General features: G+C 53.9%; 9 protein-coding genes. 5 read left to right on the top strand and 4 right to left on the bottom strand.

Going from position 1 to position 14,192, the window contains the following annotated elements:
* The first annotated feature begins 38 nt into the window (after positions 1-38).
* From NC856_RS12535 to dolP, 4 genes are read left to right on the top strand one after another with little or no spacing between them, the layout of a single operon-like run.
* Entirely contained in the window at positions 39-2,045 is a 2,007-nt protein-coding gene (locus NC856_RS12535; protein ID WP_264090764.1) for a penicillin-binding protein activator, read from the top strand.
* Entirely contained in the window at positions 2,042-2,398 is a 357-nt protein-coding gene (locus tag NC856_RS12530) for a YraN family protein (RefSeq protein ID WP_264090838.1), read from the top strand. The genes NC856_RS12535 and NC856_RS12530 overlap by 4 nt, the downstream gene beginning before the upstream one ends.
* A gap of 41 nt (positions 2,399-2,439) precedes the next feature.
* Complete coding sequence (diaA, locus tag NC856_RS12525) at positions 2,440-3,030, top strand: DnaA initiator-associating protein DiaA (RefSeq protein WP_113865347.1); 591 nt, start codon at positions 2,440-2,442, stop codon at positions 3,028-3,030.
* A gap of 10 nt (positions 3,031-3,040) precedes the next feature.
* The gene (gene dolP, locus NC856_RS12520) at positions 3,041-3,613 is read left to right on the top strand and encodes a division/outer membrane stress-associated lipid-binding lipoprotein (RefSeq protein WP_113865348.1); all 573 of its coding nucleotides are present in this window, start codon (positions 3,041-3,043) and stop codon (positions 3,611-3,613) included.
* 279 nt (positions 3,614-3,892) lie between these two features.
* On the opposite strand, the gene mtgA is transcribed toward dolP, so the two are convergent.
* From mtgA to NC856_RS12500, 4 genes are all read right to left on the bottom strand, one after another.
* On the bottom strand, positions 3,893-4,630 hold the full coding sequence (mtgA, locus tag NC856_RS12515; RefSeq protein ID WP_264090763.1) for a monofunctional biosynthetic peptidoglycan transglycosylase: 738 nt from the start codon (positions 4,628-4,630) through the stop codon (positions 3,893-3,895).
* Positions 4,627-5,280, bottom strand: a complete 654-nt coding sequence (gene elbB / locus NC856_RS12510; protein WP_264090837.1) for an isoprenoid biosynthesis glyoxalase ElbB — start codon at positions 5,278-5,280, stop codon at positions 4,627-4,629. The genes mtgA and elbB overlap by 4 nt, the downstream gene beginning before the upstream one ends.
* A 365-nt stretch (positions 5,281-5,645) precedes the next feature.
* The gene (gene arcB / locus NC856_RS12505; RefSeq protein WP_264090762.1) at positions 5,646-8,003 is read right to left on the bottom strand and encodes an aerobic respiration two-component sensor histidine kinase ArcB; all 2,358 of its coding nucleotides are present in this window, start codon (positions 8,001-8,003) and stop codon (positions 5,646-5,648) included.
* 129 nt (positions 8,004-8,132) lie between these two features.
* Positions 8,133-9,068, bottom strand: a complete 936-nt coding sequence (locus NC856_RS12500) for a TIGR01212 family radical SAM protein (protein WP_264090761.1) — start codon at positions 9,066-9,068, stop codon at positions 8,133-8,135.
* Between the two features lie 656 nt (positions 9,069-9,724).
* On the opposite strand from NC856_RS12500, the gene gltB reads away from it, so the two are divergent.
* Entirely contained in the window at positions 9,725-14,185 is a 4,461-nt protein-coding gene (gene gltB / locus NC856_RS12495) for a glutamate synthase large subunit (protein WP_264090760.1), read from the top strand.
* Positions 14,186-14,192 lie beyond the last annotated feature (7 nt).

Below are 14,192 nucleotides of genomic sequence, written 5' to 3'. Positions count from 1 at the left end.
AATATTGAGCATCTTTAAAAAAAACCACTGGATACAGTATGCTTCCCTTTCATTTCGTCCGTACCCAGGCAGGGCGTATCATCCCTGTTTTGTTAGCGGCACTGTTTCTTGCAGGCTGTCCAAGTCAGGCGCCGCAAAGCCCGCCCCCCGACGTTCAAGGCCCGGCGGATGCTTCCTCTGATTATTATCTGCAACAGATGCAGCAGAGCGGCGATAATAACAAGGCTGACTGGCAATTACTTGCGATTCGTTCCTTAATTCAGGAAGGCAAAGTGCCGCAGGCAAGCCAGCAGTTTAACGCATTACCTGAAAAATTAAGTGATAGGCAGCAGCGCGAGCAGCAATTACTCAGCGCAGAACTGTCCGCCGCACAAAATAACCTGGATGCAACGAATGCCGCCTTAAGTCGGTTGGACCTCAATTCACTCAGCGAAGCACAGCAGCGTCGTTACTATCAGGCGCAGATTAACGCCAATCAGGGGCGTCCTTCCATCACGCTGCTGCGCGCCTATATCGCTCAGGAGCCGTTGCTGCAAGGCGAGGAACGTCAGTCAAATCTTGATCAAACCTGGCAGACGCTGGCGCAAATGAGCCCGCAGGAGTCAGGATCGTTGCTGATCAACGCCAATGAAAATACGCTGGCTGGCTGGGTGGATTTGCTGAATACCTACCAAAATAACCGCCAATCTTCCGATCAATTAAAAGGGTCGATTCTGGACTGGCAGACCCGCTATCCGCATCATCCAGCCGCGAAAACCCTGCCGACGCAGTTGAATCAGGTATTGGACTTCCAACAGGGCGCCGTTGAAAGCATCGCCTTGTTGCTGCCGCTGAGCGGCCAGGCGCAAGTGTTCGCCAACGCCATTCAACTGGGATTCAACGCCGCAAAAAATGGTCAGGCGGCAATGGCTGCCGTCCCTTCGCCTGCGGAGGAACAAAACGAGACGATAGCCCCTAATGTCGCCGCCGACGGGGATGATCAGACCACGCCTTCACAGCCTGAATACAGCGAACAGATTGCCCCGGCCCCGGTTGAGCGGCAGGCTTCCCCCGCCAATCTGGTCAGTTCGCTGCCGGTGAAAGTCTATGACACCTCATCGCAACCGTTGAACAATGTACTGGCGCAGGCGCAACAGGACGGCGCCTCGCTGATCATTGGGCCGTTGCTGAAAAACGAAGTGGAACAGTTAGCCAGCCAACAATCCCCGCTCAACATTCTGGCGCTTAATCAACCTGAGCATGTGCAGAATATGCCCAACATCTGCTATTTCGCGCTGTCGCCAGAAGATGAAGCCCGCGATGCCGCAAAATTCATCCGGCAGCAAGGCAAGCAACAGCCGCTGCTGCTGGTGCCGCGCGGCAATCTGGGCGACCGTATCGTGAACGCATTCGCCCAGGCATGGACTGAACAAGGCGGCGTCAGCCCGTTGCAGCAACGTTTTGGCAGCGCCTCTGAGTTAAAACAAGCCATTAATAGCGGCGCAGGACTAAGCCTGAGCGGTCAGCCCGTCAGCCCCGCGCCAGCACAAACCCAACCGGGCACCACCATCGCCGGTTTGACCATTCCCGCACAGGTGCAACCCACGGTGAGCGAGTCCGTTAGCGGTAACATCGATGCGGTCTACATCATTGCTACACCGGAAGAGTTGTCGTTAATCAAGCCGATGATCGACATGCGCACCAACTCACGTTCACGGCCTGCGCTATATGCCAGTTCACGCAGTTTCCAGGCGGGCAGCGGCCCCGACTTCCGCCTCGAAATGGAAGGGTTGCAGTTCAGCGACATTCCGCTGCTGGCTGGCGCCAACCCTGCGCTGATGCAGCAGGTGAGCAGTCAGTTCAAAAACGACTACTCATTGATTCGCTTGTACGCCATGGGGATGGATGCCTGGACTCTCGCCAGCCAGTTTGGTGAAATGCGTCAGATCCCTGGACATCAGATTGCCGGCGCCACCGGGATGCTGAGTTCCACGCAGGATTGTACGATCAATCGTCAACTGACCTGGCTGCAATATCGTCAGGGACAACTGGTGCCGGCATCCTGAACCAGCGAGCGACAGGCGCCCGTTATGAACAGCAAGCCCGGCGCTATCTTGAACGCGCCGGTTTGATCTTCACGGCGGAAAATGTCACGTTGCGCGGCGGCGAACTCGATTTAGTCATGCGCGACCAGCAAACCTGGGTGTTTGTGGAAGTGCGATATCGACGAAATGCCGACTTCGGTGGCGCAGCCGCCAGCGTCACTCAACGTAAACAGCGGCGGCTGCTACATGCCGCCTCAGTCTGGCTGGCCCAACGCGGCGCCAGTTTTGATACGGTAGACTGCCGTTTCGATGTGCTGGCCATTACGGGTGACGAGTTTATCTGGCTCCCGAATGCCTTTAATGCGCAGGGATGAACCGCGCTTCATGGATTTCAATTAAAGTAGGTTAATTCAACGTGCTGGATAGAATAAAAGTTTGTTTTACCGAGAGCATTCAAACGCAGATCGCGGCGGCGGAAGCCCTGCCTGACGCCATCTCCCGCGCGGCGGTCGTACTCGTGCAGTGTCTGCTGAATGGCAACAAAATTCTGTGCTGCGGTAACGGCACATCGGCAGCCAACGCGCAACATTTTACCGCCAGCATGATCAATCGCTTTGAAGCCGATCGCCCCAGTTTACCGGCCATTGCACTTAATGCCGATAACGTGGTCTTAACTGCGATAGCCAATGATCGACTACATGAAGAGATCTATGCAAAACAGGTTAGGGCGTTAGGACAAGCTGGCGACGTGCTACTGGCGATCTCGACGCGCGGAAATAGCCGAGACATTGTCAAGGCCGTGGAAGCAGCGGTAACCCGCGATATGACCATCGTCGCACTGACCGGTTATGATGGCGGCGAACTTGCTGGCCTGCTTGGTCCACAGGATGTGGAAATACGCATTCCTTCCCACCGCAGCGCCCGTATTCAGGAAATGCACATGCTGACTGTTAATTGCCTGTGCGATTTGATTGATAACACTCTTTTTCCACACCAGAACGATTAAGGAGCACTACATGAGGATATGTTCTGCATTTGCCGTGCTGTCTATCGCCCTGCTGCTACAAGGCTGTGTCGGGGTTGTTGCCGTCGGCAGCGCCGTTGCAACCAAAACAGCAATCGACCCGCGCACCGTCGGGACTCAGGTTGACGACGGTACGCTGGAAGTTCGCGTCGCGAATGCAATCAGTAAAGATGAGCAGTTGAAAAAAGATGCACGTATTGTTGCGACCGCTTATCAAGGGAAAGTATTGCTGACAGGGCAGGCCCCAACCACAGAGCTCGCCAATCGCGCCAAACAGATCGCTCTCGGCGTGGAAGGCGCTTCCGAAGTGTATAACGAAATCCGACAAGGCACGCCGGTCACGCTGGGAACTGCCTCGATGGATACCTGGATCACCACTAAGGTTCGTTCACAAATCCTGGCAAGCGATACGGTCAAATCATCCAACGTGAAGGTCAACACCGAAAACGGTGAAGTCTTCCTGTTAGGTCTGGTGACTCAACGTGAAGGCGCATCAGCGGCGGAAATCGCCAGTAAAGTCAGCGGTGTGAAACACGTCACCACTGCCTTTACCTATCTGCAATAACCGCGCTTCTCTCACAAAACCTCAACCGCTGCTATCGCTGTCAGCGGTTGAGGTTTCAAACAACGTTCAAACAGCGGTTCTGACGCGCCATACTCTCAGACATCAAGAAACGGCTCACCTCGCTCTCACTTCCAATCTAAGGCAAACCCCTTACATTGTCCGCGATCGGGCCGCCAGCCGGCGCTGAGGCGCAAATAATCGCGCTTAATGTTACTGAATGGCGTTACTCTTCTCTGTATCAGGCCGGGATTGAAAATCTGCAATACGCGCCACTCAGGTTCAGTCCCGCAATCCATTCGCGCGCAAAAACGATTCCCCTCCGATCTGGCGTATCTGACGTAAAATCCACTGCTGGCGCTGAATCACATAGCCGGAAGGCGCGTTCACCCGAAAACGAAGCGGGTTTGGCAATACCGCCGCCAGCAATGCCGCCTCGCTTGCGGTTAACCGAGCGGCTGACTTATTGAAATAATGATTAGCCGCCGCTTCCACACCAAACAGGCCGGGGCCGAATTCAGCGATATTCAGATAGACGGTTAAAATCCGCTGTTTGGTCCAGACCAGTTCAACACCGGCGGTAAGTCCGGCTTCAAGACCTTTGCGCAGCCAACTGCGCCCATCCCACAGGAACAGATTCTTCACCGTCTGTTGAGAAAGCGTTGATGCGCCGCGGATCCGCTGCGTATTGCGCTCGTTATGTTTTAATGCCGAATTGATGGCATCCAGATCAAACCCCCAATGCTGCGGGAATTTCTGATCTTCGGCAGCGATAACCGCCAGCGCCATCACCGGCGCAATCTCATCCATCGAGACCCACTTCGAGTGAGCGACATAGCGAAAATCGCCGTTTAGCCAGGCGCTGAGTTGACGATCAATCATCACAGCCGAAAACGGCACCGGCAGAAACGAGAACAGCACAATGCCGGCCAGCCACAGTCCCAAGACCGTTAGCAGACCCCGAACAACCAGACGCTTAAGGCGCATCAGCAAGCCTTTGCCGCGTCGTTTAAATATCATTCAATAAAATCCAGCACACGTGATACCAGTTTATCAATCCCCTGCGCCGCTTCACTGATCGAGTTGGCCAGCATGTAGGCCGGCGTCGTGACAATTTTGTGTTCGGCATCAACCACGATGTCATCAACCGGGCAGACCACGTGAATACCGCCCATTTCCTCGATTGCTTCCCCCGTATCGATATCGTTACCAATGGTTACTCGTATCGGCTCGCCTAACAGCGCCGGCAACAACGCGGGGGCGATGCAAATAAAACCAATTGGTTTATTTTGCTTATAAATTTCCTGGGTGAGTAATTTCAAAAATTCATCAACCTGGCAGGCGGTTCCCTGGGTGGCGAAGTCGCTTAAATTTTTAGCAGCGCCAAACCCGCCGGGAACGATCAACGCATCAAGCTGTTGCGCATCCGCCGCTGAAAGCGGTTGGATTTTTCCTCTGGCGATACGTGCCGACTCGGTTAAAACATTGCGATTCTCATTGGTTACCTCACCCGTCAGATGATTGACGACATCAAACTGCGGTTTATCCGGCGCAAAGCAAACCGCTTCAGCCCCTGCGCGATCCAGTGCAAGCAGCGTCAAAACCGCCTCATGAATCTCTGAACCATCGAAAACACCACATCCACTCAGGACGACGCCAACACGTTTCATCATCTTTTCCCTCATTTCATTACATCAACTAATTGATTTTTTAATTGACAAACACTAATCTACATCACACATTTTAATGATTCTTGTAACAAAGATTTCTGCTTTTGCTATTTTGTTGCTTGATGAAGATGTACTTTAACTGAGACTATACGCTTCAGCGAAAGCAGTAATATCCGCACTTGCGAGCTAACGACCCCTGATATCCATATGCAGGTGCACGGTTTCCCTGGTGTTGGCGCATAATTCGCGCACCCCGGCTTCGGTCGGGGTCATTTTTTTTATACCCCCCGCACTTCCTTGTTATTTCCAATATTTTTACTCGCCGCATCCCTATGGCTCTCCTTACGTGCAGTCACATCGTGACGTTAAAGATTTTTCCCGGAAACTTTTTCAGCCTCGGCCACCCAATCACGCAGAACCTGAACATCATGACGCCAGTCGTGTTTAAGCTCATCAACCCATTCCTGCACGTTATCCCACCATGCTGGCAATGTCGGCGTTTGGATCTGCTGCGCAATCTGTTGCAGGTGGCGAAGCCCTACCGAGCCCGCCGCCCCTTTGATCTTGTGACCTTCCTCAATAATGCCTTTCTGGTCGCGTGCCGTCATATTGGAATCAAGGATCGCCAGATAGCCCGGCATCATCTGCTCGAACATATCCAGACTTTGATAGATCAATTTAGGCCCCACCAAATCCAGATACTGTTCCAGCATCGCAATATCCAACAGTTCTTCATTCACCATTTTTCCACCCTCGGTTTCGACATGCTCATCGACAGTGGTCGCCTGATGGTCCCAATATTGTTTGATTATCGCGGTTAACGCGGGAACGGACAGGGGTTTGCTCAGTACGTCATCCATACCCGCATCCAGATACTCTTTTTTATCTTTCAGCACATTGGCCGTCAACGCCACCAGCGGCGGCAGACTGCGGTTGGCATAGCGCTGGCGTATCTGACGCGCGACGTCCAGCCCGGTCATATCCGGCAGTTGGATATCCAGCAACACCAAATCGAACTCATCAGGATCGAACATATCCAACGCTTCCTGCCCGGTCATCGCCACTTCTACGCTGTTGCCCAGCTTTTCCAGTACCGATCGGGCCACCACCACGTTTAATTCAATATCTTCGACCAACAGAACATGCAGAGCCGGCAGCGGCATATCATCATCGGCGTCCACGCTGGCGCCGCTCTCATCAATGCTGGGGGCCGTTACGGTCAGGGTAAAGCAGGAGCCTTTACCCTGCGCGCTCGTTACCTGAATATCGCCGCCCATGTTTTGCGCCAGACGTTTGGAGACGGATAAACCGATCCCCGTACCCGTCGCCGGTTTCCCGCCATGTTGATCCTTCACCTGATAGTACATGGCGAAGATTTTTTCCAATTCATCCGCCGGGATCCCCATCCCGGAATCCTCCACGTCAAATCGCAGGCGGTCGCCTTGTTCATGCCATACGCGCACCACAATTTTTCCCTGCGGCGTAAATTTCACGGCGTTGCTGAGCAGGTTCCACAGAATCTGCCGCAGGCGCGTGCCATCGGTAATGATTTTTTCCGGCAGCGGCTGATGCGGTTCCACAATCAGCTTTAATCCTTTAGGTTGGGCAAGCAAACCGCCCAGATTCTCCAGATCGACCAGAAAACTGGTGAAATCCATCGGCTGATTATCCAGTTGCACCTTTCGGCGCTCCTGTTTGTCCATTTCAATGATATCGTTAAAGATATTGCCCAGGGTGATGGCGCTGACGTGAATCGTTTTCAAATACTTCTGCTGCTCAGGATCAAGCTGCGTATCCAGCAGGATGCGACTTAACCCGACAATGCCGTTAAGCGGCGTACGAAGCTCATGACTGATCGTTGAGATAAAGGTCGTTTTCTCCCTGCTGGCGTTCTCCAATGCGTCCTGGTAACGCTTACGCTCCGTGATATCACGTCCAAAACCCATTAGCCCGTGACGTTTTCCCATGCGATCATAAAAAGGCACTTTGCGCAGTTCAAAACAGGCTTTACGGCCATCGGGATAGACCAGCCATTGTTCATACGTCAGGGAAACGTTATGGCGGAATACTTTCTCATCCGTTTCCATTACTTTTTCCGCGATGTCGGGAGAATAAACATCTCGCGGCGTCAGGCCGATCAACTGTTTCTGACTTTTTCCGACCAGCAATTCCATTGCCCGGTTGCAGCCGGAAAACTCTTTGTCTTCATTGCGGTAATAAACCAGGTCGGGCGAAGCATCAAGGAAGGAGCGCAACAGCGCCGACTGTTGTTCCAGTTCAATCTGCGCCTGTTCACGCCGCGCCATTTCATCTTTCAGGCGGTTCACCACCCGCAGGCGGGCCTCTTCAGCCTTGATTCGGTCGGCAATTTCCTGATTAAGTTGGACAATATTGCCCTGAAGCTGCGCATTCAACTCCAAATCCCGATGGCGCATCTCTTCCAACTTGGCCACCAGCTTTGACAAACGCTGGCGTGACTCTTCGAGTTGCTCTACCACAACGGACAGGAAGTAGACAGCCCAGGGCGTAATCAGCAACCCGAAAAAAATGGAGCGAACAACATCGATGCTTTCTACTGCACCACTGAGCAACAGCGTCACGGCCATCTGCACCACCATCGCCAGCAGCACCAATACCGAGGCCAGCAGCAGTGAAAAACGAACCAGCCCCAGTTTTACCATCAAATCAACGTAGTACTGAGCCAACAGGCGGATTTGCTTCATAGCGATTTCCCTTAGTCACGAACCACCAAATCATACCGTAAATTGGCGAAGCATAAGGTGCTGTCGCCGAAAATTCAGCGCATCCGGCGCAGGCGCGCTGACACATCATCGCCAACCGCGCCGCGATGATCAGCTTAAGGCTTGATCGTACTGATACGGCCTGTTCAGCGCCGATCCCTGTACGCCATGTGTTTGCAAGTAGCGATCCAGTTCGACCATGCCGGTCCAGCGATTTTCGCACCACAGCGGCGCCAATAACGTCGGGCGGCGTGCACTGGCGGAAATACGATGATAGATAATTTCGGGTGGCGTATGGCGAATCATTTCACCGGCGGTTGCGACATATTGTTCCAGCGCCAGCGCAGGCAGACGACCCGCTCGCCAGGCTTTGGCCATGATACTGCCTTCCACGATGTGCAAAGGATGCAACTTAATGCCCTCAATGCCGGTCTCGACCACCTGCTCCAGCGTCGATAGACAGCGCCGCCCGTCTTCTCCAGGCAGGCCGACGATCAAGTGACAACAGACATTCAGTCCTCTTGCGCGGGCGCGTCTTACCGTTTGCTGATAACAAGCGAAGTCATGACCGCGATTGATGCGATGCAACGTTTTATCGCTGGCGCTTTGCAAGCCCAGTTCCAGCCAGACTTCGTAGCCTTGCTGACGGTAACCAGACAGCAAATCCAGCACGGCGTCAGGTACGCAGTCAGGACGGGTTCCGACGCACAACCCGACCATCTCTGTTTGTCGCAAGGCTTCCTGATACATGCTTTCCAACACCTTCACTTCCGCATATGTGCTGGTATAAGCCTGAAAATAGGCCAGATAACGTTTTGCACGGTTTATCTTGCCCGCCTGCGCTGCCAACTGTTCGGCAATACTGCGCTGCTGCATTTGCTCATCGGCAAAAGAAGCGACATGACAGAACGTACAGCCGCCGCGCCCCAGAGTTCCATCGCGGTTTGGACAATTAAAGCCCCCATGCAAAGTGAGCTTGTGGATCTTCTCTCCATAGCGACGTTGAAGATTTCCACCAAACATGTTGATTAATTTTTGTAATTGCATATTCTGATTAGCCCTCTTTAGAAAGCGCAGCCTACTCTGTCAGCCTCTTCGCCGCGATGACGCCGATCAATCGCCTTCCCTTCATCAGAAATGCATGAATATTCGTTTTTACTGCAAAGAAAGTCACATTCAGGATAATTAATTTTTCTTATCTTGCAGATCGTTTTCATTAAAAGAAGACCCAAAAATGAAAACAGTGACATAAATCGGAAAATCCGCCCCATACAGCATAAGATTCCAGCATGGAAAGATATAGCAGCATGTAGCAGAGAGATCGTGATGGCTGTATAGTGATACGAATCACAGTTCAATTAAACCCGATGTCACGTCAACAGCAAATTTTTGTTAAAAAAATCATTAACTTTCATAGAAATAACTAAAAATTATCGCTTATTGCCACATTTTGCATTGGTATTTGACCTGAACAGGGTTTCTCGCTAATTTGGGAATCCGCTGGAAGCTTTCCTGACGAGTCCGCGACTCGTCATATTTATGCAGTAAATGAAGACTCCCTCTAAAAACAAGTCATTTACCACTTGTGAGACCGTCACGAGAGGCCGAAGAAGAGAGCGGCAGGATTAATAGTCGCTTGATGCCAAGGTGCTTGCTCGCAGTAGGTTGTGAGAGTCACACAGAGCCCGGGGAGGTTCACTAATATGTTGTACGATGCATCCCAAGAGAGAGACAACTGTGGTTTCGGATTGATCGCCCATATAGAAGGTGAACCGAGCCACAAGGTAGTGCGTACCGCGATCCACGCACTTGCCCGCATGCAACACCGTGGCGCGATCCTTGCTGACGGCAAGACCGGCGACGGCTGTGGTTTATTGCTTCAAAAACCCGATCGTTTCTTCCGTCTGGTTGCGGAAGAGCACGGCTGGCGATTAGCCAAAAATTACTCCGTCGGCATGATGTTTCTCAATCAGGATGAAGATCTGGCCCGCGCCGCGCGTCGGATTGTGGAAGAAGAACTACAAAACGAAACTCTTTCGGTGCTTGGCTGGCGTGAAGTGCCGACCAACCCTGAAGTGTTGGGTGAAATCGCGTTTTCGTCTCTGCCGCGTATTGAGCAAATTTTTGTCAACGCCCCGGCAGGATGGCTACAGAGCGATATGGAGCGCCGTTTGTTTATGGCGCGTCGCCGTATCGAAAAACGGATTGAAGACAAAGAGTTCTACGTTTGTAGTTTCTCCAATCTGGTGACGATCTATAAAGGCTTGTGTACGCCTGCGGATCTGCCGCGCTTTTATCTTGATCTGGCCGATCTGCGCCTGGAATCGGCGATCTGCCTGTTCCACCAGCGTTTTTCGACCAACACCGTACCGCGCTGGCCGCTGGCGCAGCCGTTCCGTTATCTGGCGCACAACGGTGAGATCAACACCATTGCCGGCAACCGCCAATGGGCGCGCGCGCGCGCTTATAAATTCAAAACGCCGCTGATCCCTGATTTGCAGGACGCCGCGCCGTTCGTCAACGAAACCGGTTCCGACTCCAGTTCACTGGATAATATGCTGGAACTGTTCCTCAGCGGCGGTATGGACATCATCCGCGCGATGCGCCTGCTGGTGCCACCCGCCTGGCAGAATAACCCGGATATGGACCCCGAACTGCGCGCCTTCTTCGACTTTAACTCCATGCACATGGAGCCGTGGGATGGTCCGGCCGGGATCGTGATGTCCGACGGACGCTATGCTGCCTGTAACCTGGACCGTAACGGTCTGCGCCCGGCGCGCTACGTCATCACCAAAGACAAGCTGATCACCTGCGCTTCCGAAGTCGGCATCTGGGATTATCAGCCAGATGAGGTGGTTGAGAAAGGCCGCGTCGGGCCGGGTGAATTGATGGTTATCGATACCCGTAACGGGCGTATCCTGCATTCAACCGAAACCGACGACGATCTGAAAAGCCGCCATCCGTACAAAGAATGGATGGAGAAAAACGTTCAGCGTCTGGTGCCGTTTGAAGAGTTGCCGGAAGATCAGGTGGGTAACCGCGAATTCGACGATATGCTGCTGGAAACCTATCAGAAGCAGTTTGGTTACAGTAGCGAAGAACTGGATCAGATCATCCGCGTGCTGGGCGAAAACGGTCAGGAAGCCACCGGTTCGATGGGCGACGACACGCCTTTCGCCGTGCTGTCCAGCCGTCCGCGCATTATTTATGACTACTTCCGCCAGCAGTTTGCGCAGGTCACCAACCCGCCCATCGATCCGCTGCGTGAAGCGCATGTGATGTCGCTGGCGACCTGTATAGGCCGCGAAATGAACGTGTTCTGTGAAGCGGAAGGTCAGGCTCACCGTCTGAGCTTTAAATCGCCGATCCTGCTTTACTCTGATTTCAAACAGCTTCTTTCACAGGATCAACAGCATTATCGCGCTGATGTGCTGGACATGACCTTCGAACCGGAAAAGCAGACGCTGCAAGAGACGATTGAGCAACTGTGTGACGATGCCGAGCACAAAGTCCGCGATGGCGCGGTGCTGTTGGTGCTGTCCGATCGCGCTATCGCGGCGCAACGTCTGCCGGTTCCCGCGCCAATGGCGGTGGGGGCGATTCAGCGTCGTCTGGTTGAGAAGAATCTGCGCTGCGACGCCAACATTATTGTTGAAACGGGAAGCGCCCGCGATCCGCACCACTTTGCCGTGCTGTTAGGTTTCGGCGCGACCGCCATTTACCCTTACCTTGCCTATGAAACGCTGGCGCGGATGGTGGACAACCACACCATCGATAAACAGTACCGCGCGGTGATGCTGAATTATCGTAACGGCATCAACAAAGGGCTGTACAAGATCATGTCCAAGATGGGCATATCGACCGTCGCCTCCTATCGCTGCGCCAAACTATTTGAAGCGGTGGGCTTGCATAAAGACGTTTCCGAGATCTGTTTCCAGGGCGTGGTCAGCCGTATCGGTGGCGCCAACTTCAGTGATTTCGAGCAGGACCTGCTGAATCTCGCCAAACGCGCCTGGCTGAAACGCAAAACGCTGGAACAAGGCGGACTGTTGAAGTTTGTTCACGGCGGCGAATATCACGCTTACAACCCGGACGTGGTCACCACGTTGCAAACGGCGGTTAAAAGCGGCGAATACAGCGATTATGAGCAATACGCCAGCCTGGTGAACGAGCGTCCGGCCGCCACCTTGCGCGATCTACTGACGCTGAAACCACAGCAAGGGGCCGCCATTTCCCTTGACGACGTCGAGCCTGCGACAGAAATGTTCAAGCGCTTTGATACCGCGGCGATGTCAATTGGCGCGCTTAGCCCGGAAGCCCATGAATCACTGGCTGAAGCCATGAACAGTCTGGGCGGTTTCTCTAACTCCGGTGAAGGCGGGGAAGATCCGGCGCGTTACGGCACCAACAAGGTTTCCCGGATCAAACAGGTGGCGTCCGGTCGCTTTGGCGTCACGCCCGCCTATCTGGTTAACGCCGACGTCATTCAGATTAAAGTGGCGCAAGGCGCCAAGCCGGGGGAAGGCGGTCAGTTGCCGGGTGATAAAGTTACGCCGTACATCGCCCGACTGCGTTATTCCGTACCGGGCGTGACGTTGATTTCACCGCCGCCGCACCATGACATTTACTCTATCGAAGATCTGGCGCAGTTGATTTTCGATCTGAAACAGATCAACCCGAAAGCCATGATCTCGGTGAAACTGGTTTCCGAACCGGGCGTCGGCACCATCGCCACCGGCGTTGCCAAAGCCTATGCCGACCTGATCACCATTGCCGGTTACGACGGCGGCACCGGCGCCAGCCCGCTGACCTCCGTGAAGTATGCGGGTTGCCCGTGGGAACTGGGTCTGGTGGAAACCCAGCAGGCGCTGGTCGCCAATGGCTTGCGTCATAAAATCCGGCTACAGGTGGATGGCGGTCTGAAAACCGGGCTTGATATCGTCAAAGCGGCGATTCTGGGCGCGGAAAGCTTCGGATTCGGTACGGGTCCCATGGTCGCCTTAGGGTGCAAATACCTGCGTATCTGCCACCTGAATAACTGCGCGACCGGCGTTGCCACGCAAGACGAAAAACTGCGCCGCGATCACTATCACGGTCTGCCGGAGCGCGTGGTCAATTACTTCCAGTTCATCGCGCATGAAACCCGCATGATGATGGCTGAACTGGGCGTCAGCCGGCTGGTGGATTTGATTGGCCGCACCGATCTGCTGGTCGAACTGGATGGTTTCACCGCTAAACAGAACAAGCTGGATCTGTCTCCGCTGCTGTACGCCGCGCAACCTCAACCAGGCAAAGCGTTGTACTGCACCGAGAGTAACCCGTCTTTCGATAAGGGACAGTTGAACAAAGCGCTGCTGGAACAGGCACAGCCGCATGTGGATGCCAAACAGAGTAAATCGCTCTATTTTGATATCCGCAACACGGACCGTTCCGTGGGCGCGACGTTGTCTGGTTTTATCGCGGCGCAATACGGCGATCAGGGATTGGCGGGCGATCCGATCAAGGCCTACTTCTCCGGTACGGCCGGACAAAGCTTCGGCGTCTGGAATGCGGGCGGCGTAGAACTGACGCTGACCGGCGACGCCAATGACTACGTGGGCAAAGGGATGGCCGGCGGCAGCATTTCAGTTCGTCCGCCAGTCGGTTCCGCGTTCCGCAGCCATGAGGCCAGCATCATCGGCAACACCTGTCTGTACGGCGCAACCGGCGGCAAGCTGTTTGCCGCGGGCCGCGCGGGTGAGCGTTTCGCGGTTCGTAACTCCGGTGCGATCACCGTAGTCGAAGGCATTGGCGATAACGGATGTGAGTACATGACTGGCGGTATCGTCTGTGTACTGGGTCGTACCGGCGTGAACTTTGGCGCAGGAATGACTGGTGGTTTCGCTTATGTTCTGGATGAAGACGGCGAATTCCGCAAACGCGTCAACCCTGAACTGGTGGAAGTGCTGGATGTCGAGCTACTGGCGATTCATGAAGAGCATTTGCGCGGCCTGATCACCGAGCACGTTCAACATACCGGTTCACAACGGGGAGAAGAGATCCTCGCTAACTGGCCAGTATGGGCATCGAAATTTGCTCTGGTGAAACCGAAGTCAAGTGATGTGAAGGCATTGTTGGGTCACCGTAGTCGTTCCGCAGCCGAGCTGCGGGTTCTGGCGCAGTAAGAGGTCA

This window comes from Brenneria izbisi (assembly GCF_025840185.1).
GTDB lineage: Bacteria > Pseudomonadota > Gammaproteobacteria > Enterobacterales > Enterobacteriaceae > Brenneria > Brenneria izbisi.
The sequence above is the reverse complement of the archived record's forward strand: the minus strand, read 5'-3'. Positions and strand labels throughout refer to the sequence as shown.